Source organism: Mesorhizobium sp. PUT5 (genome assembly GCF_052216645.1).
Lineage (GTDB): Bacteria > Pseudomonadota > Alphaproteobacteria > Rhizobiales > Rhizobiaceae > Mesorhizobium.
Genome location: NZ_JBQOSO010000003.1, coordinates 3,563,527 through 3,590,185 on the forward strand (window position 1 = coordinate 3,563,527; position 26,659 = coordinate 3,590,185).

Genomic DNA, 26,659 nt, shown 5'->3' on the forward strand with positions numbered 1-26,659 from the left:
GCAACGATCCCTTCAGGCGCCGAATTCGGCGCGCAACTCCTCTAAACGCTTCCTCTGCCGGCCCTCGGCGTCGAAATTGGCCGGTTCGAGCCAGGCTTCATACGCCTTCTTCAACGCCGGCCACTCCTTGTCGATGATCGAATACCACGCCGTGTCGCGGTTTTCACCCTTCGCCACCATGTGCTGTCGGAAAATGCCTTCGAACTTGAAGCCGAAACGCTCGGCGGCACGCTTGGAGGGCGCATTGTCGTTGTGGCATTTCCATTCGTAGCGCCGGTAGCCGAGGTCGTCGAAGACATATTTCGCGAACAGATACTGCGCCTCGGTCGCGGCCGGCTTGCGGGAGATCAGCGGCCCCCAATATATGCTGCCGATCTCGATGACGCCATGGACCGGCTCGATCCGCATCAGGGTCTGCCGCCCGGCGATCCTGCCGCTCGCCTTGTCGATGACGACGAAATACAGGGGGTCGGTGCTTGCCGCCACCTTTTCCAGCCATGGCTGCATGGCATCCCTGCTTTCGGGCGGTGTCTCGAACAGCCAGCGGAAACGGCCGTCGGCGTCCGGCACCTTCGATGCCTCGAACAGGCCGTCGCCATGGCGGGCGGCATCCAGCGGCTCCAGCCGCACGTAGCGCCCTTCCATCATCTTGCGTTCGGGCCTGGGCCGCGGTTGCCAATTTTCGAGGTCCTGCGCCATGGCACGCTCCATTATGTTTGACATTTGCGGCCATAGGCTCACAAAAGCGCGGCCCACGCAAAGACCACAGGGACGACAAAAATGCTCCACACCATTGCCGCCTTCGACCGCCTTGGCGAGGAAAACGCCTTCGCGGTGCTGGCCCGCGCCACGCAGCTTGCCCATGAGGGCCGCGACATCGTCAATCTCGGCATCGGCCAGCCGGATTTCAAAACCCCGCAGCATATCGCGGAGGCGGCGATCAAGGCCCTGCGCGACGGTCATCACGGCTACACGCCCGCCAACGGCCTGCTGGCGACGCGCGAGGCCGTGGCGCGGCGCACGCTGACCATGACCGGCGTGGAGGTGTCGCCCGAGAACGTGATGATCCTGCCCGGCGGCAAGCCGACCATGTTCGCGGCCATACTGATGTTCGGCGAACCGGGCGCCGAAATCCTCTATCCGGACCCGGGTTTTCCGATCTACCGCTCGATGATCGAGTTCACCGGCGCGGCCCCGGTGCCCGTGCCGATCCGCGAGGAGAACGGCTTCGCCTTCTCGGCGGAGGAGACGCTTTCCCTGATCACGCCGAAGACGCGGCTCCTGATCCTCAATTCACCTGCCAACCCGACCGGCGGCGTTACCCCGCGCGCCGAAATCGAGAAACTGGTGAAGGGGCTGGAGAAGCACCCGCACGTGGCCATCCTGTCCGACGAGATCTACGACGTCATGACCTATGACGGCGAAGTTCACTGCTCGCTGCTGACTTTTCCCGAGGTCCGGGACCGGCTGATCGTGCTCAACGGCTGGTCCAAGACCTGGGCGATGACCGGCTGGCGCATGGGCTGGTCGATCTGGCCGAACGGGGAGAAGGGCGCGCATCTCTACGACAAGGTCCGCAAGCTGGCGGTCAATTGCTGGTCCTGCGTCAACGCGCCGAGCCAATATGCCGGCATCGCGGCGATCGACGGCCCGCAGGACGAGGTGGACAAGATGCTCGCCGCCTTCGACCGCCGCCGCAAGGTGGTGGTGGAAGGGCTGAACGCGCTGCCCGGCGTCTCCTGCATCACCCCGAAAGGTGCCTTCTATGCCTTCCCGAATGTGTCGGGCACGGGCTGGAAGGCCAAGAAGCTGGCCTCCGCCCTGCTTGAGGAGGCCGGCGTGGCGCTGATCGGCGGTCCCGATTTCGGCATTCTCGGCGAGGGCTACATGCGCCTGTCCTACGCCAATTCGGAAGAGAACATCCTGCGCGCGCTGGAGCGGATCGAGGCGTTCCTGAAGCGCTGAGGCCGGCCTTTTTCGGGGCGACTGCCTGCGCCTTCCCCCTCGGGGGAGGGGCAGCCCGGCAATCCCTATATCCGCTTCTCGTACCAGTGGTGGGCGTAGGGATTGTCGTTGTAGGCCGGGATTTCGCGATAGCCCAGCTTGCGGTACATCGCCTGGGCCGCCGCCAGCGCGCGGTTGGTGTCGAGCCGCAGGCGCTCAAATCCCTGCGTTTGCGCGATCTCCTCCAGGGCGGCCATGATCTTGGTCGCCACGCCCTGCCCGCGCACCGCCTCCGCCGTCCAGACGCGCTTGATCTCGCCCGTCCGTCGATCCAGCCGCTTGAGCGCGCCGCAGCCGACGGGGCGGCCTTCCAGTCTCGCAATCACGAAATAGCCGTGCGGAGGCAGCACGTCGGAAGGTTCGAGCTTGTTGCCGCGCGACTGGTCGAAACCTTCTGGAAAGAGCCTTTCCAGGTTCGCCGCATATTGGTCCAGGCACCAGCGGGCATCCGTGGTGGAAGCCAGCTCTTCAGCCACGAGGATCATTGCCGTCCCTCCTGTCCAGGCGACGCTGCTGTCCTTGGTAGATCCGAAGCGGCGCCTCGACTATCCCCGACCGACGAACGGCATCTTGGTGGCCATCACCGTCATGAACAGCACGTTGGCGTCGAGCGGCAGACCGGCCATGTGGACCACCGCGTCTGCCACGTGCTGCACGTCCATCACCGCTTCGGCGGCGGTGCTGCCGTTGGCCTGCGGCACCCCCACCGTCATCGGCGCGGCCATGTCGGTCAGCGCGTTGCCGATGTCGATCTGGCCGCAGGCGATATCGTAGGGCCGGCCGTCCAGCGCCAGCGTCTTGGTGAGCCCCGTAATGGCATGCTTGGTGGCCGTGTAGGGCACGGAGCCCGGCCGCGGCGCATAGGCGGAAACCGAGCCGTTGTTGATGATGCGCCCGCCCATGGGCTTCTGCCGCCGCATGATGCCGAAAGCGGCCCGGGCGCACAGGAACGAACCCGTCAGGTTGACCCCGACCACGTCGTTCCACACCTCGACCGGTATCTCGTCGATCGGCGCCGATTTATAGGCGGTGCCGGCATTGTTGAAGAGCAGGTCGACACGGCCGAAGGCCTGCACCGCGGCGGCGAACAGCGCGTCCACCTCTTCCGGCCTGGTGATGTCGCAGGAAACGGCCAGCGCCCGCGCCTGCGTGCGTCCCGCTTCCGCGATCGCCTCCTCCAGCAGGGGCTTGCGCCGGCCGCAGAACACCGTGTTCCAGCCGTTTCTCAAGAGCGCGGTGGCCACGGCCTTGCCGATGCCGCTTCCGGCACCCGTCACGATGGCGCACTTTGCACCGGCGGCTTCTGTCCCGGACATGGCGTTCCTCCTGTCGAACCGCCTACCGGGATCGCAGATGCCGCCGCCCATGACAAGCAGGAATGACGGGCACCGATCGGCAGGCACACAAAAAGGGCGGCCATTGGCGACCGCCCTCTAATCTGAACCGGCTTGGGAGGAGGAAAACCGATCCGACTGATGAAAATGATGCGCTTGCTGGGTTAACGAAAGGTTAACAGGGCACCGCGAGCAAAACACGCCTTCAATCGGTGGCCGGAACCGGACAGGCCAGGTCACCTTCCTCGCAGTTGAGATAGCTTCTCAGATCGGCGACGCGCCGGGCCGTCAGATCGGCGGTGCATCCCAGGACGATGGAGGCATAGACCGAGCCGCCCTCCACGCCGGATGCGGCAAATTTGCATTCCGCATCGCGGAAGGTCACCCACGCTCGCTCTGCCGAGATCAACGCAGCCTTTGCACCATGGTTGTCGGCAAGGCGGCGTTCGATTCTGCGGTAGGTCTCGTTCAGTTCCGCATCGAGTTTCTTGAGGTCGCCGCCAGTGCATTCGGATATTTCTTCCGTCGTCGTGGCGTTTTTGCATTTGTCGTCCGCTTGGGCTGATGGCGCAAGCAGAACCACAACCAACGTGGCGAACACTCTCCTGAACATGTCCCCTCCCCATTCCAGCACCTGGAACACTGGCAAGAATCGGAGAATATTCAAGATCGGGCAAGCAAGATGGTTAATCTGCAGTCGGCATTCGCATCAGTACCAGCGCATCGGCGAGGACCATTGGCGGTGGAGCGGACGCGAGCAGCAAAGACCCGGAAGGTCGTCGCGGCGGTGTGCCGCCTGGCCCTTCCGGGAACCTGCTCCGACTTCCGCCTTCGAAACGAACTCCTCCCGTCGACTACCAGCGCGGGTTGGGAGCTGTTCCGGTCGCATCGCTTGCGGGCGTGGTCTTGGCCGCGGAAACCGTCGCCTCGATGTGGTTGACCAGTTCGTCCGGCAGGCCCAGCCGCCCGGCAAGCAGGTCGAGATAGCCGCGCTCGGCGCGTGTGTCAGGCTCGATCGCCAGTCGCGAGGCGGTATAGAGTTCCACCTTCTGCGCCTCGGTGCGGGCAGACGCCACCAGCGCGTCCAGGTCCAGCGGCGCAGCAAGCTCGGCCTTCAGAAACTCTTCCGCCTCGGAATTCATACCGGAAGCGGCCAGCCTCTCGCCGATCTTCCTGCGCTCCTCGTCGTCGATACGGCCATCGGCCCGGGCAGCGGCGATCATCGCCCTGACCAGCATCAGCGCGAATTCGTGCTCGCCCTGCGGCGCCTGGGAAGGGTGGAAATCGGTGCCGGCGGGCGGCGGCAGAAGCTCGGGTTCGGCCGGAGCCGGCGCATCGGCCGGCTGCTGGCCGTTCTTGTAGTTCTGGTAGGCCTTGTAGGCGAGCCCGCCGATGGCGGCGAGACCGCCCAGCCTCACGGCCGCGCCCGTCACTTTCCGCCCGGGCCCGGTGCCGAGCAGGACGGCCGCCAGCGCTCCCGCTGCCAGCGGATTGTCCCTGGCCATCTGCGCGGCCTGCCCCGCCTTCTCGCGCACGGTGGTCTCGGTGCCGGGAATCTTCGAGCCGAGCAGGTCGTCCAGCAGCTTCTTGGGATCGAGCATCAATGCCTCCAGCTTGGGCCCGTTCGCAGGCGCGGGCGGTTTCGGATCGGCAAGAGGTAGGAACCGCAGGCGGCCACCGCAATGAAGGCGGCGCATTTTTGCCGCACAGGCCGGCTCAGCCGCCGATATGCGGCCCCGTGCCGCGCTTGCCCGCCAGTTCGACCTGCCGCTGGCGCTCGGCATAGCGGACGCGGTCGGCCTCGGAGCGCGCATCGTGGCAATAGGCGCAGGCGATGCCGGCGGCATATTGGGGCGCGCGCCGGTCGGCAGGCGTCAGCGGCCGCCGGCAGGCACGGCACAGTTCCGCCTCGCCCTCCTCCAGCCCATGCGAAACGGACACGCGCTCGTCGAACACGAAGCACTCCCCGTCCCACAGGGTCTGCGCCTGCGGCACCTCCTCCAGATATTTCAGAATGCCGCCCTTGAGGTGGAACACCTCCTCGATGCCCAGCGAGCGCACATAGGCCGTGGCCTTCTCGCAGCGTATGCCGCCCGTGCAGAACATGGCGACCTTGCGCCCTTCCAGCTCCTGCCTGTGCGCCTCGACCCAGGCCGGAAACTCGCGGAAGCTTTTCGTGCGGGGATCGACCGCGCCGCGGAAGGTGCCGAGCGACACCTCGTAGTCGTTGCGCGTGTCGACGACGATGGTTTCCGGGTCCGATATCAGCGCATTCCAGTCCGCCGGCGCGACATAGGTGCCGGCGCTGCGGACAGGATCGATGCCGTCCACGCCCATGGTGACGATCTCGCGCTTCAGCCGCACCTTCATGCGGTGGAAGGGCATTTCGGCGGCGTCGCTATACTTGACCTCCAGCCCGGCCAGTTCGGGGGTCGCTTCCAGATGGGCGACGAGTTCGGCGATCGCCTCCCCTTTGCCGGAGACCGTGCCGTTGATGCCCTCCCGCGCCAGGACGAGCGTGCCCTTGATGCCGCGCGCGCAGCAGAACGCGGCGAGTTCGGGCTTCAGCGCCGCGAACGCGTCGAGACGGCAGAAGCGGTAAAGCGCGGCGACGCGGAAGGGTTGCGAGGGCGAGGACGAAGTCATCGGCAAGCCCGTACCGCTTCGGGCATGGGGATTCAAGACGGCCGCACTCCCCCGACATGCGCCATCGACCATCGCGGCAAGCATATAGGAATTTATTCACACCCGTTTGCAAGACACCACAATGGCGCCTCGAAAAAGGGAGAACGCGCCGCCATGTTCAGCCGGAATGTCATCGAAGAAGCCGTCGCCGCCGCCCGGCGAGCCGGGCTGGAGCCGGCCTCGCTGCTGGCCATCGCGGAGGTGGAAAGCGCCGGCCGGGCATTTGCGCTCGTCGACGGAAGGCAGGAGCCGCTCATCCGCTTCGAGGCTCATTATTTCGACCGCCGGCTCGATGCGGACAAGCGCGCCATGGCTCGCGCGGCGGGCCTGTCCGCGCCCGTCGCCGGCGCCGTTGCCAATCCCGGCACCCAGGCCGCACGCTGGCGCATGCTGCGGCAGGCCATGAAGATCGACGCAAAGGCCGCCTGCGAATCCACGTCCTGGGGCCTCGGCCAGGTCATGGGCGCACATTGGGCGTGGCTGGGCTATGCCGATGTCGAGGCCCTGGTGGCCGAGGCGCGTTCCGGCGCCGCCGGCCAGTTCGCCCTGATGCTGCGCTACATCGAAAAGGCGGGGTTGAAGGATGCGCTGCGCCGGCAGGACTGGCCCGCCTTCGCACGCGGCTACAACGGCCCCGCCTATGCGAAAAGCGGCTACGACCGCAAGATCGCGGCGGCCTACCGCCGTCATGCCGGCACGGGAGCCAAAGCGGCAACGGACACGCTGCCCGAGCCGCTGCTGCTTGAGGGTGAGCGCGGCGAGGCGGTGCGCGCGCTGCAGCGCAACCTCACGGCGCTCGGCTATCCGACCGCCGCGGACGGCATCTTCGGGCCGGCCACGGCGGCGGCGCTGAAGACGTTCCAGTCGCGGAACGGACTTGCCGCAGACGGCGTCGCCGGGCCGAGGACATATACGGCATTGCGGCAGGCGCTGGCGGCGGGAAGCGGGGGCACAGGATGGGCTCGGCTTGTCGTCGCCTGGCTTTTTCGCCTGCTGCGCCGAGGCCTTTAGAAGCGCCTTTGCGTGGACTTGGAAGTGGCCATCTGCTAGATGCGCGCTAAATCGGTTGAAACCGCAAGGCCGTTCCGCAAGGTCCATTCCGCAAGGTCCATTCCGCAAGGTCCATTCCGCAAGGCCCATACCGTAAGGCAAGACCATGTCCAGCAAGACCGAAAGACTCCTCGCCCTTCTCGACGGCCAGCCGGTGATCCCGGTGCTGAAGATCGCCGACGCGGCGGCCGCCGTGCCGCTGGCGCGCGCCCTCGCCCGCGGCGGCCTGCGCGCCATCGAGATCACGCTGCGCACCGGCGCGGCGCTCGAGGCCATCCGCCGCGTGGCGGGTGAGGTGGAGGAGGCGATCGTCGGGGCCGGCACCATTCTTGACGCGGGCCAGTTCGAGCAGGCGCAAGCGGCCGGCTCGCGCTTCATCGTCAGCCCCGGCCTCACCCGCGAACTGGCGGCAGCCGCCGCCGGCAGCCCCGTGCCGCTGCTGCCCGGCGCGATCACGCCCGGCGAGATCATGGCCGCGCGCGAGGCCGGCATCGATTTCCTGAAGTTCTTCCCGTCCGAGCAGGCCGGCGGCGCGGCCTTCCTCAAGGCGCTGGCCTCGCCCTTCGCCGGCATCCGCTTCTGCCCCACCGGCGGCGTCAGCGCCGGCAACGCGGCCGACTATCTCGGCCTGCCGAACGTGGTCTGCGTCGGCGGCTCATGGGTCGCGCCGGACGACATGGTGAGCGCGGGCCGCTGGGACGAGATCGAGGCGCTGGCGCGGCAGGCGAGCGGCCTTCGCCGCTGAACTCTCTTCGGCAATGAAAAAGCCGCCCCGGGACCAGCCCGGCGCGGCCTTCTTCCGCAACCTGCCTTTTGACTACGCTTTATTTCGGCTGGAACCGGGCGACGGTGATGAACTTGACCGCCGTTCCGGTGAAGCGGTGCGCGTCGACCGTCTCGTCGCCATTCTGGAAGCCGACTGTGTAGACCTCGCTCGGCGCCGTGCGCACGAGGTTGTAGGCCAAGCGCGGCGCCGTATCGGCATCCGCCACGCGCACCACCTCGTCGCCCGCCCGCAGAGCCCAGCGCGCGGTCTTCGGCTCGGCGGCCACCACGGTCGCCTTGCGCTCCGGCCGGGCGTCGCGGGCGCTGGCGCGGGCCTCCTTGCGCGTGGTCTTCACACCGCCGAGCACAGCGGCGGGATCGGACCCGGCGGGCCGGCCGGCAAGCGCCAGACGCGGCGAAGCCGCATCCACGCCGAAAGGATCGTCGAAGGCCGAGCGCGGCACCTGCGATCGCGGCGCTGCCGAGGGCGCGGCCGGCTTGGACGCCGTCACCATGGGTTCCGAAGACAGTTTCGCGAGCTGGCGCTCCTCTTGCGAAACCTTGTCGAGCATGGCCTTCACCTCGTCGGCACGCGCCACGGCGGCCACCACCATGGCCCGCTCGGGAGCGGCGTCCGGCCGCGGCGAAGGCAGCATGGCAAGCGCATGGCCGTCCGACGGACGGTCGACGGCGGCGTCCGCCAGGGCCAGCAGCAGATGCTCCTGGCTCTTCGCCTCCGCCTGCCCCTTCGGGGCCAGGTCGGGCGGCGTCGAATGCTCGGGGCGCCATGTGGGCAAGGGTATGCTGACCGCCGCGATCTGCGCGGCCGTATCGGCCGCCGCATCGGCCATGCCGAAGGGGACGCTCGCGGGCGCCGGGGCGGCGGATGCCACGGTCACGGGCCGGTCGGCGGCCGGTGAAGCGTCGGCCATGCCGAAGGGGACGCTTTCAGGCCCGGCAGCGCCGACATCGACCTTCGGGCGCGGTGCAAAGGCCGGAACCGGCACCGAGCGCGCCGGCAGGGCGGCAATGATCGTCTCCGGCGTCTTGTCTTGCGTTGCGGGCGGCGACGGCTCTTCCGACGCGATCTCTATCTCGGCGCGCTGCGCCTTCTCCGGCGCCACGATGGCGATGCCCGGCAGCGTGTCGTTCGCCTGCGCGGCCGGCCTGGCCGGCTTCTGCGGGGCGGGTGCGGCGCTTGCCACGTCGGCGACGTCGTCGGCCTCGTCCGCGCCGCCGCCGCCGAAGAACGCCGCCAGCAGCCCGCCGGACTTGCGCTTGCTGGGGCCGGCCACGCTGGCCAGCTCGATGTTGGGCGTGCCGTTCGCCTTGCGCCCCTTATAGGCGGCCAGCGCCTGCTCGTAGCCGGGCAGCGGCTTGCCGTCGGAGGGCACGTGCAGCGTCTTGCCGTTCGGGAACACCTGGGCCAGCTCCTGCCGGCTGATGCCGGGCCAGTGGCGCACGTTGCCGACGTCCATATGCACGAAGGGCGAGCCGGAGGTCGGATAGTAGCCCACGCCGCCGCCCTGCATCCTGAGGCCGATGTCGCGCAGCTTCTTCAGCGGCACGCCGGGGATGAAGAAGTCCATCGCCTTGCCCAGCATGTGCTGGCTTTTCTGGGCCACGCCTTTCGAGCGGCTGCGCAACATGGAATTGGTGGCCGGCGCGCGGTAGCCGCAAATGACCTGGATATAGGCGGAGGAACCGCTCTCGCGATAGGCTTCCCACACCAGGTCGAGCAGGCGCGGGTCGATCCTGACCGGCTCGTTGAGGCGCCAGTCGCGCAGGATGTAGTCGATCTTCTTCAGCCCTTCCGGCACATAGCGGCCGTTGCGCTTATAGACGATCTCGGCCTTCTCGTGGGTGTGCAGGTGGTAGAGCTTGAGCGAGCGGACTTCCGCGCTGGCAGCTCCGGCGCCGGCCAAAAGTGCAGCGCCGACCATCGCCAGCCATGTCGGCCTGACGATCCTGGACAGATGACGCCAGTTCGTGACTCGCTCGATACCGTTCAAATCAAAACGCCCTTGCAGGCTGCCGTTTTGTCCCCGGATTTGACACCACGGATGCGGTTGAAGTCGCCTCCGAATATCGATCCTAATGGTTAATCCACACTTATTGAAGCCGAAATGCGGTCAGAGCATGGCAATATCCCGGCCAAAAAGCGCAGCTCCGGCTCTTGGTAAACCGTTGGTTTAGGCCCTGGAGCTGTCGCCAGGCTTGCGCGGCGTTCAGGAAGCGAGGCGGTCGAGGCGGCCGGATTCGGGGTCTATCCCGTATTCCTTGAGCTTCCGATACAGCGTGGAACGACCGATGCCGAGGCGCCTGGCCACCTCGCTCATCTGGCCGTTATAGTGGTCGATGGCAAGCTTGATCATCTCCAGTTCGACGGCGGCCAGCGAGCGCACATTGCCGCGTTCGTCCAGCGCCTCCAGCATGCCGAAACCTTTGCGCGCACGCGCCGGCGGGGCGGCAGGCTCGTTGCCTGCGGCCGCTGCCGGAACGTCGAGCGCGATGGCCGGCTGTTCGGGCGCGACCCGCGTCAGGTCGACCGTGCCCTCCACCTGCGCCCGGATCTGCGGAAACTCCTCCACGGTCAGCACGTCGCCCTCGGCCAGCACCGAAGCGCGGAACACGGCATTTTCGAGCTGCCTGATATTGCCCGGCCAGTCATAGGCGCACAGCATGGCGAGCGCGGCGTCCGAGATGCCCTTGAGCCGCCGGCGCGGATCGTCCGGCGCCATCCGCTCCATGAACTGAGCGACCAGACCGGGAATGTCGACCCTGCGCTCGCGCAACGGCGGCACGAAGATCGGATAGACGTTGAGCCGGTAGAACAGGTCCTCGCGGAAGGCGCCGTCCTTCACGAGTTGCAGCAGGTCGCGATGCGTGGCCGAGATCAGCCGGATGTCGACCCGCACGGCAGCGCGCCCGCCCACCGGATCGACCTCGCCCTCCTGCACGGCGCGCAGGAGCTTGACCTGCACGTCGAGCGGCAGGTCGCCGATCTCGTCGAGGAACAGCGTGCCGGAATGCGCTTCCACGAACTTGCCGGTATGCTTTTCCGTGGCGCCGGTGAACGAGCCCTTCTCGTGGCCGAACAGGATCGATTCCACCAGATTGTCGGGAATGGCGCCGCAATTGACCGTCACGAAGGGTTTTGCCCGCCGCTCGCCGCAGCCCTGGATGGCGCGCGCCACCATCTCCTTGCCGACGCCCGATTCGCCCTCGATGAGGATCGGAATGTTGGAGGCCGCCGCCTTCTGGCCGAGGCGGATGACGCGTTCCATGGCCGGACTGCGGGTGGAAAGGTCCTTGAAGGTCAGCACCTTGCCCGGCCGCCGCGCCGAGCGCTTCATCTCGCCTTCCACCGCCTCGACCTTGAGCGCGGCGGAAATCGCCGCCTGAAGGCGCTCCGGCGACGCCGGCTTGACCACGAAGTCGAAGGCGCCGTGGCGCATGGCCGACACCACGGTCTCTATGCCGCCTTGCGCGGTCTGCACGATGACGGGGATGCGGATATCGCGCGCGCGCATCGCCTTCAGCACCCCGATGCCGTCGAGGCCGGGCATGGCAAGGTCGAGAATGACGACCGAGATGTCGCGCGCGCCCGGCCCGTCCATGGCCGCAAGCCCGGCCTCGCCGCCGTCCGTCACCAGCGCGGCATGGCCGAACTTCGTCACCGCCGCCTCCAGCAGCCGGCGCTGCACCGGATCGTCGTCGATTATGAGGATGGCGCCCGCCATGAGGTTCTGGAAATCTCCCCGCCCGCCCGATCTTGCCTATGGATCATCCTGATACAGGGTTCTAAATAAGCCTTCAAAAAAGCCGGTGAACGAATTGCTTACGATTTGACCGGCTTTTCCTCCACCTCATCGGGAAGGATGCGGCATGCAAGAGATTTCCGGCCGGCGCGCGTCGGCACATTCGGGCAAGGCGGCGGCGGAGGCTGTGCCCACGCTTGGGTCTCTGCCGGAATGGAACCTGGCCGACCTCTACACGGGCATGGATGCGCCCGAATTGAAGCGCGACCTGGCCAGGGCCGCGACGGAGGCGGCCGCCTTCGAGAGCCGCTGGAAGGGCACGCTGGCCGCGGAGGCCGCGCGCGGCGCAGAAGGCGGGCTGGGCGAGGCGCTGCAGGCCTACGAGGTCCTGGAGGAACTGATCGGCCGCATCGTCTCCTATGCCGGCCTTGTCTATGCCGGCGACACGTCCGATCCGAAGCGGGCCAAGCTCTATGGCGACGTGCAGGAGAAGATGACCGACGCCAGCGCCCATCTTCTGTTCTTCGCGCTGGAGCTGAACCAGATCGACGACGCCGTGCTGGAGAACGCGCTGGCCGCCGATGCGGCCTTCGGCCATTACCGGCCCTGGGTGCTCGACCTGAGGAAGGACAAGCCCTACCAGCTCGAAGACCGTATCGAGCAGCTCTTCCACGAAAAGTCGGTCACCGGCCGCGGCGCCTGGAACCGCCTGTTCGACGAGACCATGACGGACCTGCGCTTCACCGTGGACGGCGAGGAGCTGACGCTGGAGCCGGCCCTCAACCGGCTGCAGGACGCCGACGGCGAGGTGCGGCGCAAAGCAGCGGGGGCGTTGGCCGCAACCTTTGCGGAAAACCTGCGCACCTTCACGCTCATCACCAACACGCTGGCCAAGGACAAGGAGATTTCCGATCGCTGGCGCGGCTTCAAGGACATCGCCGATTCCCGGCACCTCGCCAACCGCGTGGAGCGCGAGGTGGTGGATGCGCTGGCCGCCGCCGTGCGCGAGGCCTATCCGCGCCTGTCGCACCGCTACTACGCCATGAAGGCGCGCTGGCTCGGCATGGAGGCGATGAACCATTGGGACCGCAACGCCCCCCTGCCCGAAACCCCGCACGCGATCATCCCCTGGGACGAGGCCCGGCACACGGTGCTTTCGGCCTACAACCGCTTCTCGCCGCAGATGGCCGACATCGCGCGCACCTTCTTCGACCACAACTGGATCGACGCGCCCGTGCGCCCCGGCAAGTCGCCCGGCGCCTTCGCGCATCCGACCGTGCCTTCCGTGCACCCCTATGTGCTGCTGAACTACATGGGCAAGCCGCGCGACGTGATGACGCTGGCGCATGAGCTTGGCCACGGCGTGCATCAGGTGCTGGCCGGCGGCCAGGGCGCGCTGATGGCGGCCACGCCGCTCACGCTGGCCGAGACCGCCTCGGTATTCGGCGAGATGCTGACCTTCCGCTCGCTGCTCGACGGCACCTCCGACAAGCGCGAGCGCAAGGCCATGCTGGCCCAGAAGGTCGAGGACATGATCAACACGGTGGTGCGCCAGATCGCCTTCTACGAGTTCGAGCGCAGGGTGCATACCGAGCGCAGGAACGGCGAGTTGACCTCCGACCAGCTCGGCAGGTTCTGGCTGGAGGTGCAGGCCGAAAGCCTCGGCCCCGCGATCCGGCTGCGCGAGGGCTACGAGACCTTCTGGACCTACATCCCCCACTTCATCCATTCGCCCTTCTACGTCTATGCCTACGCCTTCGGCGACTGCCTCGTGAACTCGCTCTACGCCGTCTACCAGAACGCCGAGCGCGGCTTCCAGGACAAGTATTTCGAGATGCTGCGCGCCGGCGGCACCAAGCACCATTCCGAGCTTTTGAAGCCATTCGGCCTCGACGCCTCCGACCCCGCCTTCTGGCAGATCGGCCTCGGCGTCATCGGCAACCTGATCGACGAGCTGGAAGCGCTGGATTGATTTCCGCGACGGTGCGGACATCGCCCCCTCATCCGCCTGCGGGTGAGGGGGGTCGTTCTTGACTGAAAGACGAACGGACATGTCCTCGCCTGGTTCGCGCTTCATCCTTTTCCGAGACGACCTCGCCGGGCGCGAGGCCCTGTTCGAGCAGCCGTCCGCCATCATCGTCGCGCAGGACGAAAAAACCTTCGAGCCGGCGCTGGAAGCCGCGCAAGCCGCCCATGCCGCCGGGAAATGGCTGGCCGGCTATTTCTCCTACGAGGCCGGCTACCTGCTGGAGCCGAAGCTGGCGCCGCTGCTGCCCGAAGGCCGGCGCGCGCCGCTGGTGTGCCTCGGCGTGTTCGACGCGCCGGCCGACCGCGCCCTGCCGCGCCCCGCGCCGGCCGCCACCAACGGCCCGATCTTCGACGCGCGCGCCACATGGTCCTTCGGGGATTATGAAAGGCGCTTTGCGCGCCTGCACCGTCACCTGCGCGAGGGCGACTGCTATCAGGGCAACCTGACCTTCCCCGTGCGCGCCCGATGGTCGGGCGATCCGCTGGCTGTCTTCGATGCGCTGACCGCCCGCCAGCCGGTGCGCTACGGCGCGCTGGCGGCGCTGGGCGGGCCCGTGGTGCTGTCGCGCTCGCCGGAACTGTTCTTCCAGGTCGACGCCGAAGGCTGGATCGAGACCCATCCGATGAAGGGCACCGCCCCGCGCGGCGCAACGCGGGAGGAAGACGAACGGCTCAGGGAATTCCTGCGCACCGATGCGAAGAACCAGGCCGAGAACCGCATGATCGTCGACCTGCTGCGCAACGACATCTCGCTCGTCAGCGAGGTCGGCTCGCTCGACGTGCCGGAACTGTTCCGCGTCGAGACCTACCCCACCGTGCACCAGATGGTCAGCCGGGTGCGGGCGAAGCTGCTGCCCGGCCTTTCCATACGCCGTATCTTTGCCGCCCTTTTTCCCTGCGGCTCCATCACCGGCGCGCCGAAGATCCGCGCCATGGAGATCCTGCGCGAGCTGGAAGGCACCCCGCGCGACGTCTATTGCGGCGCCATCGGCTGGATCGCGCCCAGCGGCACGATGCGCTTTTCGGTTGCGATCCGTACTATTTCGCTCTTCCCCGAGGCGGAAGCGGTCTACAATGTTGGCGGCGGCGTGGTGTTCGATTCAACCGCCGAGGAGGAATACAGGGAGTGTCTGCTGAAAGCGCGCTTCGCCACGGGGACGGCCCCGGCCTCGACCTGATCGAGACCCTGCGCTGGCAGCCGGGCGAAGGCTTCGTGCGGCTGGACCGGCATGTGGCGCGGCTTTGCGCTTCCGCGCAGGCGCTGGGCCTGCCCTGCGACCCGGGCCGGATCGTTCCGGCCCTGGCGGAAGCGGCCGGCGACAGCCAGGCCCCGCTGCGCGTGCGCCTGCTCCTGTCGAAGGGCGCCCATGTCGAGGTCACCGCCCACCCGCACGAGCCGCTGCCGCCGGACAGGGTCTGGACGCTGCGGCTGGCGCGGCGCGCGCGGCTTTCGTCGGCCGACCCGCTGCTGCGCCACAAGACCGGCCGGCGCGACGCCTATGTGCAGGCGCGCGCCGAATACGGTTCGGCCGAGGCGGACGAGGTGCTGCTGGCCAACGAGCGCGGGGAGCTGTGCGAAGGCACCATAACCACCCTGTTCGCCGATTTCGGCGACGGCGTGCTGGCCACGCCGCGGCTCGATTGCGGCCTTCTGGCCGGCGTGCTGCGCGCCGAGATGCTGGAGGAGGGCCGCGCCCGCGAGGCCGTATTCGGTCTCGACGAGCTGAAATCCGCCGAGGCCGTGTTCGTCGGCAATTCGCTGCGCGGGCTGATTCCGGCAAGGCTGGCGTGACGTGGACATTGCCCGCCCTTGGGGGCCGCGCTATCCAGGCTATGAAGAAGAACATACGGCCCTTGCTTGAGCACCCTCCCCGCCCACACCCCCTATGACGGCTCCTCGAAACTCTTCGCCATCGGGTTGAAGCCGCTCGACCTGGCCGACTGGATCGAGGTGGACGGGCTCCTTCTCGACCACCTCGCTGAAAAGCGCCGGCTCTATCGCGAGACGCCGGACAAGGTCTTCGTGGAAAGGCCGCAGACGCGCGAAGCCCAGCGCGAGGTGCTGGACCTGATCGAGGCGCATCTTGCCGCGCATCACCCCGCCACTCATCGCAGCACCGGCGCGGGCGTGGCGGTGATCGGCGCGCAAGACATGCCGGCCTTCGCGGCGCCGCTGGCCAGGGCCTCCCTGCTGGTGCAGGAAGACCTGATCCTGATGCGCCGGCACGAGGACGGCTGGCGGCTCGATGCGGGAGCGCTGTGCTTTCCCTCCTCCTGGTCGCTGACGGAGAAGTTCGGCCGCCCGCTGCAGGAAATCCATCGCCCGGTGCCGGGCTTCGGCCCCGGTACGCGCCCGGACCTGCTGATTGCGCGCATGTTCGACAATCTCGCCGTCGAGCAACCTGTGCAGCGCTTCAACTGGTCGGTTCAGGCGGGCGACGCGCTCTATCATCCGCTGTCCGGCCAGGAGCGCGACACGCGTGCGGCCACGCGCCCCTCCCGCTTCGCCGACAGCGACGTGGACGCGCACGCCTTCCTGCGGGTGGAGCGGCAGACCCTGCGCAAGCTGCCGGCCTCGGGCGACATCCTGTTCACCATCCGCATCCATCTCGATCCGCTCAAGGTGCTTGCCCGGCATCCCGACCGCACGGCGCTGGCCCCCGCCTTCGCCGCCCAGCTTCTGGCTCTCGACGAGGCCCAGCTCGACTACAAGGGCCTGACCGCCGACCGCGACCGGCTGGTCGCCGCGCTGGAGCACATGGCGGCCAGGGCCTGAGAGCGCCCGCGCTTTTTTCTGGCGCACGACACTGATCTGTGATTTTTGCGCGCCACTATCGGCAAAGGCGCAGGAACCACGGAGAAGGCGACATATGGCGAACGAGCAATGGCCTGTTCACGGTGAGATCACCGGCCCCCTGGTGATGATCGGATTCGGCTCGATCGGACGCGGGGCGCTGCCGCTCATCGAGCGCCATTTCAAGTTCGACAGGTCGCGCATGGTGGTGATCGACCCGAGCGACGAGAACCGCAGCCTGCTCGACGAGCGCGGCATCGCCTTCGTGCAGAAGGCGGTGACCACCGAAAATTACCGTGAGCTGCTCACGCCGCTTTTGACGAAGGGCGACGGCCAGGGCTTCTGCGTCAACCTTTCGGTGGACACCGGCTCGGTGGACCTGATGCGGCTCTGCCGCGAACTCGGCGTGCTCTATGTCGACACCGTGATCGAGCCGTGGCTGGGCTTCTATTTCGACGCCGATGCCGACAACGCCTCGCGCACCAACTATGCCCTGCGCGAAAGCCTCCTGGCCGAAAAGCGCCGCGTGCCCGGCGGCACGACGGCCGTTTCCACCTGCGGCGCCAATCCGGGCATGGTCTCGTGGCTGGTCAAGAAGGCGCTGGTGAACCTGGCGGGCGACCTCGGCCTCGCCTTCGAGGAGCCGGCGCAGCATGATCGCGAGGGCTGGGCGCGGCTGATGCGCAGGGCCGGCGTGAAGGGCCTTCACATCGCCGAGCGCGACACCCAGCGCGCCAGGAAGCCCAAGCCGCTCAACGTGTTCTGGAACACCTGGTCGGTCGAGGGTTTCGTGGCCGAGGGCCTGCAGCCGGCCGAGCTGGGCTGGGGCACGCACGAGACATGGACGCCTGCCAATGCCAGAGGGCACGACGAGGGCTGCCGGGCCGGCATCTACCTGGAACAACCCGGCGCCAACACCCGCGTGCGTAGCTGGTGCCCGACACCCGGCGCGCAATACGGCTTCCTCGTCACCCACAACGAAGCGATCTCGATCGCCGATTTCTTCACCGTGCGCGATGCGGACGGCACGGTGTTCTACCGCCCCACCTGCAACTATGCCTATCACCCCTGCAACGACGCCGTGCTGTCGCTGCACGAGATGTTCGGCGCCGCCGGCAAGGCACAGCCGATCCAGCACGTGCTCGACGAGGACGAACTGGTCGACGGCATCGACGAACTGGGCGTGCTGCTCTACGGCCATGAGAAGAACGCCTATTGGTATGGCTCGCAGCTTTCGCTGGAAGAAGCGCGCGAGCTTGCCCCCTACCAGAACGCCACCGGCCTTCAGGTGACCTCCGCGGTGCTGGCCGGCATGGTCTGGGCGCTGGAGAACCCGCAGGCCGGCATCGTCGAGGCCGACGAGATGGACTATCGCCGTTGCCTTGAGGTGCAGATGCCCTATCTCGGGCCGGTGAGGGGTCACTACACGGACTGGACGCCGCTCGAGGGCCGGCCCGGCCTGTTCCCGGAAGACATCGACGCCGCGGACCCGTGGCAGTTCCGCAACATATTGGTGCGATAGCGGACAGTCCCACCGGCCCCGATACCTTGCAATCGCCCGGAAATCGGGTGATGGAAAATGTGCGGACCGAGGAGAGGACCTTTCGCCATGAACTTTGCGCGCAGAATGCTTTCGGCCGGCCTTGCGGCGGCAGCGGCCGCAGCCCTTGCCGGCTGCACCACCTCCGGCCCGGCGGAGCCGCCGATCGCCGCGGCGCCCAGAGGCGTCGAAGGCTCCTGGATCGACGCGCAGGGCACCGGCCTTTCCACGATTTCGGGGGGGCGTTTCCAGACCGTCGCCACCGACACCGGCCAGAAGCTCGCCGACGGCAGCTACACCATGACGGGCTCGACCTCGGTGGAAATCCACGGCACGTCGCTGATCCGGCAGTCGCCGATCGCCTTCAACTGCCTCCTGGTTTCCACCAGCCAGCTCAACTGCACCTCGTCCACCGGACAGAACTTCGTGCTGACGCGGCGCGGCTAGCCGCCGCCCGGCCCGCCTCATCGGGCAAATCTGCTTGCAAGGGCCCGGGCCGGGTGTGAACATGGCCCGGGAGAGGAATTCGGCCGCATGCCGGCAGCGGCGGCCGCCTTCCCGAACAGCCATGCGTCCGAATATCCACGGGGGAAAGCACGATGAAGAAGTTCGCCGCCGTTAGCGTTCTGTCGGCTGCAGCGCTCGGCCTTTCGGCCGGCGCCGCCTTTGCCGACTACACGCTCCACATCCTCCATATTAACGACTGGCACAGCCGCATCGAATCGAACAACGCCTACGAATCGACCTGCTCGGCCGAAGAGGAGACCAAGGGCGAGTGCATCGGCGGCGCGGCCCGTCTGGTCACGGCCATCGCCCAGGAACGCAAGAAGCTGGAAGGCCAGAACGTGCTGCTGCTCAACGGCGGCGACAACTTCCAGGGCTCGCTGTTCTACAACACCTACAAGGGCAAGGCCGAGGCCGAATTCCTGAACCAGATGGGCTTCGACGCCATGACCGTGGGCAACCACGAGTTCGACGACGGCGAGGACGCGCTGGCGCCCTTCCTCGACGTCATCCGGTTCCCGGTGCTGTCGGCCAACGTGAAGGCGAGCGCGGCCGCCAAGGTCGGCGATCGCATCAAGCCCTCCGTGGTGCTGGAGGTGGGCGGCCAGAAGATCGGCATCGTCGGCGCCGTCACCACCGACACGCCCGAGATCGCCGCGCCCGGCCCCAACATCACCATCGAAGACGACGTCAGGACGATCACCGCCGAGGTGGAGAAGCTGAAGGCCGAGGGCGTCGACAAGATCATCGCTCTCACCCATGTCGGCTATCCGCGCGACAAGGAGGCGATCGCGAGGATCCCCGGCGTCGACGTGGTGGTGGGCGGACATACCCATTCGCTTCTGTCGAACACCGACCCCAAGGCCGAAGGGCCTTATCCGACGATGATCGACAACCCCGACGGCTACAAGGTGCCGGTCACCCAGGCCGCCTCCTATTCGAAATATCTCGGCGAGTTCAAGGTGGTGTTCGACGACGACGGCGTGGTCAAGGAAGCCGTCGGCGACCCCATCCATCTCGACAAGTCGATCGAGCCCGACCCGGGCGTGCTCGCCCGCATCAAGGAGCTTGCCGCGCCGATCGAGGAACTGAAGGCCCAGAAGGTGGGCGAAACCACCGAAGCCGTCGACGGCAGCCGCGAGAACTGCCGCGTGCGCGAATGCGCCATGGGCAACCTCGTCTCCGACGCGGTGCTGGAGCGCGTGAAAGGCCAGGGCGTCGGCATCGTTCTGTCCAATGGCGGCAATTTGCGCGCCTCCATCGACGCCGGCCCGGTGACGATGGGCGAGGTGCTGACGGTGCTGCCCTTCCAGAACACCATCGCCACCTTCCAGATTTCCGGCCAGGACCTGCGCGAGGCTCTGGAGAACGGGGTGAGCCAGCTCGACCAGGGCGCCGGCCGTTTCCTCCAGGTCGCCGGCCTGAAATACGCCTTCGACGGGTCCCAGCCCGTCCAAAGCCGCATCAAGTCGGTCGAGGTGATGGAGAACGGCAACTGGGTGCCGCTCGACCCGCAAAAGGACTATCTCGTGGCGGCCAACAACTATGTCCGCCAGGGCGGCGATGGCTACAAGGTCTTCGCCGACAAGGCCAGGAACGCCTACGACTACGGCCCCGGACTGGAGCAGACGGTGGCCGACTATCTGGGCGCCCACAGCCCCTACACGCCCGGGCTGGAAGGCCGCATCACCGAGATCGCCGCCGCCCAGCCGGCCGAGGCTGCCCCCGCCGAACCGGCAAAGCCGGCCGAGGCGGCGCCGGCAGCTTCACAGCCAGCCATGCCCGACCTGCCCGCCGGTTCCGGCGACATCGCCAACACGCCGCCGGCGATAGCGCCTGAGAGCCCGACTCCGGCCGAACCGGCACAGACGGCCCCGGCAGAGACCGCACCCGCCCAACCGGTTGAAGCAACTCCCGCGCAGCCGGCGCCGGCAGGAAGCACGCATCTGGTGGTCAGGGGCGACACCTATTGGGACCTTGCCGTCAAGGCCTATGGCGACGGCACCAAGTGGCGCACCATCGCCGAGGCCAACCCGGGCCATGAGCCGCGGCGCCTTCCCATCGGCGCCACCTTGACCATTCCGGCGGCGAAATAGCTGCGCGGCGCCCTTCCTTCGCAGGGGAAGGGCGCAGTCGCTCGGCGCCTGTTTTCAGGGTGCGGCCAGACGCGGCATTGCAACATCGCGCGTCCTGACCCTAGGTTCGCGCCATTCCTGGAGACCGAGCTGACATGACGCCTTCCAAAACCTCCGATCGAACCGCCGTGGCCGGCCAGTGGCCGGCCGGCGTGCTGGCGGCCAAACCGGGCAAGGTCGGCGTCCTGCTTGTCAATCTCGGCACGCCGGACGGCACGGACTACTGGCCCATGCGCCGCTACCTGGCCGAATTCCTTTCCGACCGCCGCGTCATCGAATGGCCGCGCGCGGTCTGGTATCCGATCCTCTACGGCATCGTGCTGAGCACCCGCCCGAAGAAGTCTGGCGCTCTCTACGACAAGATCTGGAACCGCGCGCAGAACGAATCGCCCCTGCGCACCTTCACGCGCGCGCAGGGCGAAAAGCTCGCCCGCACGCTGGAGGCGAACGGCGTGCATGTCGAGTGGGCGATGCGCTACGGCAACCCGTCGATCGAGAGCGTGCTGTCCGGCATGCTGGCCAAGGGCTGCGAGCGCATCGTCATGTTCCCGCTCTACCCGCAATATTCGGCCACGACGACGGCGACGGTGAACGACAAATTCTTCGAGGCGCTGTCGAAGCTGCGCGCCATGCCCACCGCACGCATCGTGCCGCCCTACTACGACGAGCCCGTCTATATCGACGCCCTCGCCCGCTCGATCGAGACCCATCTCGCCGGCCTCGATTTCGAGCCGGAGGTGGTGCTGGCCTCCTATCACGGCATTCCGCAAAGCTATGTGCAGCGCGGCGACCCCTATCCCGCCCAGTGCGAGGAGACGACGCGCCTGCTGCGCGAGCACCTGGGCTGGGACGACAAGAAGCTGATCGTCACCTACCAGTCGCGCTTCGGCCCGGAAGAATGGCTCCAGCCCTATACCGACAAGACGGTGGAGAAGCTGGCGCGCGAGGGAGTGAAATCCATCGCCGCCTTCAATCCCGGGTTCGTGGTCGATTGCCTGGAGACGCTGGAGGAAATCGCCGGCGAGGCGGCCGAGATATTCCACCAGGCCGGCGGCACGAACTTCACCCACATTCCCTGCCTCAACGACAGCCCGGAAGGCATGGCAGTGATCGAGGCGCTGGTGCGGCGCGAGCTGTCGGGCTGGGCCTGAGGCGGGCGGCCGCTACTCCGGTTCCGCTGCCCCTCCCCGCCCCGATCTTTGGCCCGCGCGCTGGATTGTAAGCCCGCCAAATCCCCCTTAAGTGTTGGTGCAGGCAGCGCCGGGCACACGCCCGGCTGGAGATGCGCGGGGAGAACAAGATGTTCGGCGGCTTCGACGTGGTCATTCCGGTGCTGGTGGTTTTGGTGCTGCTGGTGCTGTTCACCGGCATCAAGACCATTCCGCAGGGCTACAACTACACGGTGGAGCGCTTCGGCCGCTACATCAAGACGCTGACGCCCGGCCTGAACCTGATCGTTCCGTTCATCGACCGCATCGGCGCCAAGATGAACATGATGGAGCAGGTGCTCGACGTTCCCACGCAGGAGATCATCACCCGCGACAACGCCATCGTCGCCGTCGACGGCGTGGCCTTCTTCCAGGTGCTGAGCGCCCCGCAGGCGGCCTATCAGGTCGCCGGTCTGCAAAGCGCGATCCTGAACCTGACCATGACCAATATCCGCACCGTGATGGGCTCCATGGACCTGGACGAGCTTCTGTCCAACCGCGACGCCATCAACGAGCGGCTGCTGCGCGTCGTCGACGAGGCCGCCCATCCATGGGGCATCAAGGTCACGCGCGTGGAGATCAAGGACATCACGCCACCCGCCAACCTGGTCGAATCCATGGCCCGGCAGATGATGGCCGAGCGCGACAAGCGCGCGCAGATCCTGGCCGCCGAAGGCCTGAAGCAGGCCCAGATCCTGGAGGCGGAGGGCCGCCGCGAGGCCGCCTTCCGCGACGCGGAAGCGCGCGAACGTTCGGCCGAGGCCGAAGCGCGCGCCACCCAGGTGGTCTCCGAGGCGATCGCCAAGGGCGACGTGCAGGCAATCAACTATTTCGTGGCGCAGAAATACACCGAGGCGCTGGCCAAGATCGGCTCGGCCGGCAATTCCAAGGTGGTGCTGATGCCGATGGAAGCCTCTTCACTGATCGGCACGCTGAGCGGCATCGGCGAGATCGCCCGCGAGGTGTTCAAGGGCGAAGCGCCTTCGCAGCCGCAGCGCACGGCCGCCCGTCCGCCGCTGGTGCGGCCGGGCGAGAACTGATCCCGCCGGCAGGACCGCAACCATGATCGGGAGCCTCTTTTACGAACTCGGCCCGTGGAACTGGATGGTCCTCGGCCTGATCCTGCTGGTGCTGGAGATCATTGTCCCCGGCGTGTTCATGCTGTGGATCGGCGTCGCCGCGCTGCTGATCGGCACGCTGTCGCTGCAATTGTGGGGCTCCGGCTTCTGGACATGGCAGGTCCAGGTGGTGGCCTTTTTGGCGCTTTCGCTGGCCTCTGCCTATGTCGGCACCCGAATCGTGCGCAGCAGGAACGGCGAAACCGACCAGCCGCTGCTCAACCGGCGCGGCGAGCAGATGATCGGCCGCACCGCCACCCTTTCGGAACCGATCCGCGAGGGGCGCGGGCGCATCCAGCTCGGCGACACGCTGTGGCGCGTATCGGGCCCTGACCTGCCGGTGGGCGCGCGCGTGCGCGTGACCGGGGCAAGCGAAACCGATCTGGAACTGACCGTTGAGCCGGTCGAGCCGGTAGAGTGAGCCCGCTGCCGGCGGTTTCGCAACAGACGTGGGGACCGCATTCCAACGCGTCCGCCGACTGCCTCGAACCCGTTGCAACTCCCCGTCTCGCCGCAGGTCGACGGCGATCGCCCTCGTCACAGGAGTTTGCACATCGGACGGCTTGCAGTCGCCGGTGGCTTTTGGTTTTCTGAGGCATAACCATTGGAGGGCGGAAATGTTCACCCACGTCGTCGTCGGCAGCAATGATCTCGATCGGTCGCGCAAGTTCTATGACGCGACATTCGCCGCGATGGGCGCGGCGGCAGGAACCATCGATGCCAAGGGACGCCTGGTCTACTCAAAGGATGGGGCGCGCTTTCTGATCACCAGACCGATCGACGGCAACGACGCAACGCATGCGAACGGCGGCACTATCGGCCTCAAGATGGACAGTCCCGAAATGGTCAAGGCATGGCATGATGCCGGCATTGCCAATGGCGGCAAGTCGATCGAGAACCCGCCCGGCGTGCGCGAGGGAACGCGCCGCCTGTTCCTCGCATATCTTCGCGATCCCGACGGCAACAAGCTCTGTGGCGGGTGCCTGGCGCCATAAGCCGGCCATCTCGCCCCTCCACGCCGCCCGGCTTCCTGCATGCACGACGATCGTATGCATGCCTATACGCCCGTGCTAGCTTCGCAACGTCCGCCCCCGGGAGACGCGCATGCTGCCGAAAACTTCGGAAGCGAGCACGAATGGCGCCGCCGCATATTGGGCGAGGCCGGTCGAGGAGTTGTTCGCCGCGCTTGCCTCGCGGCCGGCCGGCCTCTCGTCGGCAGAGGCGGCCGCACGGCTTAAGCGCAACGGTCCGAACAGCATCGGCAAAAGGGGCGGCGCAACCGCGCTCGGCACGTTCATAAGGCAGTTCCGCAGTTCGCTGGTGCTGGTGCTGGTCTTCGCCGCCATCGTATCCGCCTTCGTCGGAGAGGGCAGCGAGGCCGCGATCATCGCGGTCATCATCCTGGCGAGCTGTTTCCTCAGCTTCACGCAGGAATACGGCGCCTCGAAGGCCATGCAGGCCCTGACCGCGCGCATCTCGCGCAGGGCCACGCTGCTGCGCGACGGCGTCGAGGCATCCGTGCCGGCCGAGACGATCGTTGTGGGCGACGTGGTCAGGCTCTCGGCCGGCAATCTCGTTCCCGCCGACGGGGTGCTGCTGGAGGCGCGCGACTTCAATGTCAGCGAGGCGACGCTCACCGGCGAGACCTACCCTGTGGTCAAATCCCCAGGCCTGTCGCCGGCGCAAGCCCAGATCGGCCAGCGCAACAATGCCGTCTACACCGGCACCTCGGTGCGCAGCGGCACGGCGACCTTTCTGGTGGTCCGCACGGGTGAGCACACGGAATATGCCGCCATCGCGGCCACCATCGCACGCGGCGCGCCGGAAACAGAATTCGCGAGGGGCATCCGCCGCTTCGGCTACCTGATGACCGAGATCATGCTGGTCATCGTCATCCTGGTGTTCGCGGCGAACCTGATGCTTCACCGGCCGCTGATCGACTCGCTGCTGTTTTCGCTGGCCCTGGCGGTCGGGCTCACGCCGGAGCTGCTACCCGCCATCATCTCCGTGACGCTGGCCCGCGGCGCCCGCGCCATGGCGGCCCGCGGCGTCATCGTGCGCCGGCTCGATGCCATCGAGAATCTCGGCAGCATGGACCTTCTGTGCACGGACAAGACCGGAACCCTGACCGAGGGCATCGTCCGGCTCGACGCCTGCAAGGACATGGACGGCGGGGATTCGGCGGACGTCCGTTTCTGGGCCATCCTCAACGCCACGCTGCAGTCGGGCATGGCCAACCCGCTGGACGAAGCCATCGGCTCCGCGAAGACCGAGGCCGACCCGCTCGCCGAGTGGGAAAAGGCGGACGAGATTCCCTACGATTTCGTGCGCAAGCGCCTGTCCGTCGTCGCGCGTCGAAGCGGCGCCGCCGAGGACCTGATGATCTGCAAGGGCGCCGTGAGCAACGTGCTCGAAGCATGCTCCTCGATCCTCGACGGGGTGACGGCCAGGCCGCTGGACGATAGCTGCAGGGCGCGGATCGACGACAGGGTACGCGGCTGGAGCGGCCAGGGCTATCGCGTGCTGGGCCTGGCGGTCCGGCGCTTCGACGGTACGAAATCCTATGGCCGGCAGGACGAGGCCGATCTCGGCTTCGCCGGTTTCCTGCTGTTCCTCGATCCGCCGAAGGCGGGCATGGCGGAAACGCTCGACGCACTGCGCGGACGCGGCATCGCCGTCAAGGTCATCACCGGTGACAACCGCTACGTGGCGGCGCATCTGGCCGAAACGATCGGCCTCGGCCATCGCAACATCCTCACCGGCGAGGAACTGGCCGGCATGACCAAGGAGGCACTGTTCGGACGCGTGCAGCGGACGGACCTCTTCGTGGAGATCGATCCGAACCAGAAGGAACGCATCATCCAGGCCCTGCGCCGGCGCGGCCATGTCGTCGGCTATCTGGGCGACGGCATCAACGACGCGCCTGCCCTGCACGAGGCCGACATCGGCATATCGGTTGACGGCGCCGTCAACGTGGCCCGCGAGGCCGCGGACATGATCCTGCTTAAGCAGGACCTCGGCGTGCTGTTGCGCGGCGTGGACGACGGCCGGCGGACCTTCGCCAACACGATGAAATATATCTCCATCACCACCAGCGCCAATTTCGGCAATATGTTCTCGATGGCCTTCGCCTCGCTTGCCTTGCCCTTCCTGCCGATGCTGGCCCAGCAGATCCTGCTCAACAACCTGCTTTCCTCCCTGCCCTCGCTGGCGATCGCGCGAGACCGCGTCGATGCGGAGCAGATCGAAGCGCCGCGGCGCTGGAACATCGGCTCGATCCGCCGCTTCATGATCTATTTCGGGCTGGTGAGTTCGTGCTTCGACTTCCTGACCTTCGGCCTGCTGCTGCTGGTGATGCATGCGAGTGCAGATACGTTCCGCACCGGATGGTTCGTGGAATCGCTGCTGACGCAACTGGCCATCGTCCTCGTCATCCGCACCCGCAAGGCGTTCTGGCGGAGCCGGCCGGGCACGCTGCTGGCCTGGCTGACGCTTGCCGTCGCGGTCCTGGCGGTGGTGATCCCCTATCTGCCCGGAGCCAACTGGTTCGGCTTCGTGCCGCTGCCCGCGCCGGTGATGGCCGGCCTGCTGGTCATCACGCTCGCCTATCTGGCTGCATCGGAGGCGACCAAGCGCTGGTTCTTTTCGAGGGAAGATCGCCGCCTTGCGCACGGGCCACGCATATTGCGGCATGGCGGGCGCGGCCGGGCAAGGACGAACGCCGCCTGAGCCG

General features: G+C 67.2%; 23 protein-coding genes. 15 read left to right on the forward strand and 8 right to left on the reverse strand.

All coding sequences use genetic code 11. The annotated features are described in order from the left end of the window. Window positions 1–12 precede the first annotated feature (12 nt). The gene (locus tag ACTDI4_RS19010; RefSeq protein ID WP_442842630.1) at window positions 13–699 is read right to left on the reverse strand and encodes a GNAT family N-acetyltransferase; all 687 of its coding nucleotides are present in this window, start codon (window positions 697–699) and stop codon (window positions 13–15) included. An 81-nt stretch (window positions 700–780) separates the two neighbouring features. Between ACTDI4_RS19010 and ACTDI4_RS19015 the strand changes: the two genes are divergently transcribed. Beyond that, window positions 781–1,965: a pyridoxal phosphate-dependent aminotransferase gene (locus tag ACTDI4_RS19015; RefSeq protein ID WP_442842631.1), complete on the forward strand. Its 1,185-nt coding sequence runs from the start codon at window positions 781–783 to the stop codon at window positions 1,963–1,965. Between the two features lie 65 nt (window positions 1,966–2,030). Here the strand turns inward: ACTDI4_RS19015 and ACTDI4_RS19020 are convergent, their stop codons facing one another. The 5 genes from ACTDI4_RS19020 to trhO all read right to left on the reverse strand — a co-directional run bounded on the left by ACTDI4_RS19020 (window position 2,031) and on the right by trhO (window position 5,984). Then, window positions 2,031–2,489: a GNAT family N-acetyltransferase gene (locus tag ACTDI4_RS19020; protein WP_442842632.1), complete on the reverse strand. Its 459-nt coding sequence runs from the start codon at window positions 2,487–2,489 to the stop codon at window positions 2,031–2,033. A gap of 60 nt (window positions 2,490–2,549) precedes the next feature. Further along, window positions 2,550–3,320, reverse strand: a complete 771-nt coding sequence (locus tag ACTDI4_RS19025) for an SDR family oxidoreductase (protein WP_442842633.1) — start codon at window positions 3,318–3,320, stop codon at window positions 2,550–2,552. A 223-nt stretch (window positions 3,321–3,543) separates the two neighbouring features. Further along, the gene (locus tag ACTDI4_RS19030) at window positions 3,544–3,951 is read right to left on the reverse strand and encodes a lysozyme inhibitor LprI family protein (RefSeq protein ID WP_442842634.1); all 408 of its coding nucleotides are present in this window, start codon (window positions 3,949–3,951) and stop codon (window positions 3,544–3,546) included. Between the two features lie 241 nt (window positions 3,952–4,192). Then, the gene (locus ACTDI4_RS19035) at window positions 4,193–4,939 is read right to left on the reverse strand and encodes a tellurite resistance TerB family protein (protein ID WP_442842635.1); all 747 of its coding nucleotides are present in this window, start codon (window positions 4,937–4,939) and stop codon (window positions 4,193–4,195) included. Between the two features lie 115 nt (window positions 4,940–5,054). After that, window positions 5,055–5,984 (reverse strand): oxygen-dependent tRNA uridine(34) hydroxylase TrhO, encoded by a 930-nt coding sequence (gene trhO, locus ACTDI4_RS19040; protein ID WP_442842636.1) that lies wholly within the window; start codon window positions 5,982–5,984, stop codon window positions 5,055–5,057. Between the two features lie 153 nt (window positions 5,985–6,137). Here trhO and ACTDI4_RS19045 point away from each other — a divergent pair, with 153 nt between their 5' ends. Continuing rightward, window positions 6,138–7,034 carry an N-acetylmuramidase domain-containing protein gene (locus tag ACTDI4_RS19045; protein ID WP_442842637.1) on the forward strand — a complete coding sequence of 299 codons (897 nt, stop codon included), beginning with the start codon at window positions 6,138–6,140 and terminating at the stop codon, window positions 7,032–7,034. 145 nt (window positions 7,035–7,179) lie between these two features. Beyond that, window positions 7,180–7,818 (forward strand): 2-dehydro-3-deoxy-phosphogluconate aldolase, encoded by a 639-nt coding sequence (locus ACTDI4_RS19050; RefSeq protein ID WP_442842638.1) that lies wholly within the window; start codon window positions 7,180–7,182, stop codon window positions 7,816–7,818. 79 nt (window positions 7,819–7,897) lie between these two features. Here the strand turns inward: ACTDI4_RS19050 and ACTDI4_RS19055 are convergent, their stop codons facing one another. Together ACTDI4_RS19055 and ACTDI4_RS19060 are read right to left on the reverse strand one after the other, a co-directional pair. Further along, on the reverse strand, window positions 7,898–9,781 hold the full coding sequence (locus tag ACTDI4_RS19055) for a DUF882 domain-containing protein (RefSeq protein ID WP_442843406.1): 1,884 nt from the start codon (window positions 9,779–9,781) through the stop codon (window positions 7,898–7,900). Between the two features lie 285 nt (window positions 9,782–10,066). Continuing rightward, complete coding sequence (locus ACTDI4_RS19060; RefSeq protein ID WP_442842639.1) at window positions 10,067–11,581, reverse strand: sigma-54-dependent transcriptional regulator; 1,515 nt, start codon at window positions 11,579–11,581, stop codon at window positions 10,067–10,069. Between the two features lie 145 nt (window positions 11,582–11,726). Here ACTDI4_RS19060 and ACTDI4_RS19065 point away from each other — a divergent pair, with 145 nt between their 5' ends. From ACTDI4_RS19065 to mgtA, 12 genes are all read left to right on the forward strand, one after another. After that, a complete protein-coding gene (locus tag ACTDI4_RS19065) occupies window positions 11,727–13,571 on the forward strand; it encodes a M3 family oligoendopeptidase (RefSeq protein ID WP_442842640.1) in 1,845 nt (614 codons plus the stop codon). 79 nt (window positions 13,572–13,650) lie between these two features. After that, window positions 13,651–14,805 carry an aminodeoxychorismate synthase component I gene (locus ACTDI4_RS19070; RefSeq protein WP_442842641.1) on the forward strand — a complete coding sequence of 385 codons (1,155 nt, stop codon included), beginning with the start codon at window positions 13,651–13,653 and terminating at the stop codon, window positions 14,803–14,805. Then, a complete protein-coding gene (locus tag ACTDI4_RS19075; RefSeq protein ID WP_442842642.1) occupies window positions 14,754–15,419 on the forward strand; it encodes an aminotransferase class IV family protein in 666 nt (221 codons plus the stop codon). Before ACTDI4_RS19070 ends, ACTDI4_RS19075 begins: the two co-directional genes overlap by 52 nt. Before the next feature lie 66 nt (window positions 15,420–15,485). Next, window positions 15,486–16,403 carry a heme-dependent oxidative N-demethylase family protein gene (locus tag ACTDI4_RS19080; protein WP_442842643.1) on the forward strand — a complete coding sequence of 306 codons (918 nt, stop codon included), beginning with the start codon at window positions 15,486–15,488 and terminating at the stop codon, window positions 16,401–16,403. 94 nt (window positions 16,404–16,497) lie between these two features. Beyond that, a complete protein-coding gene (locus tag ACTDI4_RS19085; protein WP_442842644.1) occupies window positions 16,498–17,943 on the forward strand; it encodes a homospermidine synthase in 1,446 nt (481 codons plus the stop codon). 87 nt (window positions 17,944–18,030) lie between these two features. Next, on the forward strand, window positions 18,031–18,408 hold the full coding sequence (locus ACTDI4_RS19090; RefSeq protein WP_442842645.1) for a hypothetical protein: 378 nt from the start codon (window positions 18,031–18,033) through the stop codon (window positions 18,406–18,408). A gap of 152 nt (window positions 18,409–18,560) precedes the next feature. Continuing rightward, a complete protein-coding gene (locus tag ACTDI4_RS19095) occupies window positions 18,561–20,561 on the forward strand; it encodes a 5'-nucleotidase C-terminal domain-containing protein (protein ID WP_442842646.1) in 2,001 nt (666 codons plus the stop codon). A 134-nt stretch (window positions 20,562–20,695) separates the two neighbouring features. Then, window positions 20,696–21,751, forward strand: a complete 1,056-nt coding sequence (gene hemH, locus ACTDI4_RS19100) for a ferrochelatase (RefSeq protein WP_442842647.1) — start codon at window positions 20,696–20,698, stop codon at window positions 21,749–21,751. A 149-nt stretch (window positions 21,752–21,900) separates the two neighbouring features. Then, window positions 21,901–22,848, forward strand: a complete 948-nt coding sequence (locus ACTDI4_RS19105) for an SPFH domain-containing protein (protein ID WP_442842648.1) — start codon at window positions 21,901–21,903, stop codon at window positions 22,846–22,848. Window positions 22,849–22,870: 22 nt separating this feature from the next. Continuing rightward, window positions 22,871–23,347 carry an NfeD family protein gene (locus ACTDI4_RS19110; protein ID WP_442842649.1) on the forward strand — a complete coding sequence of 159 codons (477 nt, stop codon included), beginning with the start codon at window positions 22,871–22,873 and terminating at the stop codon, window positions 23,345–23,347. A gap of 196 nt (window positions 23,348–23,543) precedes the next feature. Then, window positions 23,544–23,921: a VOC family protein gene (locus tag ACTDI4_RS19115; RefSeq protein WP_442842650.1), complete on the forward strand. Its 378-nt coding sequence runs from the start codon at window positions 23,544–23,546 to the stop codon at window positions 23,919–23,921. A gap of 109 nt (window positions 23,922–24,030) precedes the next feature. Beyond that, the gene (gene mgtA, locus ACTDI4_RS19120; protein ID WP_442842651.1) at window positions 24,031–26,655 is read left to right on the forward strand and encodes a magnesium-translocating P-type ATPase; all 2,625 of its coding nucleotides are present in this window, start codon (window positions 24,031–24,033) and stop codon (window positions 26,653–26,655) included. Window positions 26,656–26,659 lie beyond the last annotated feature (4 nt).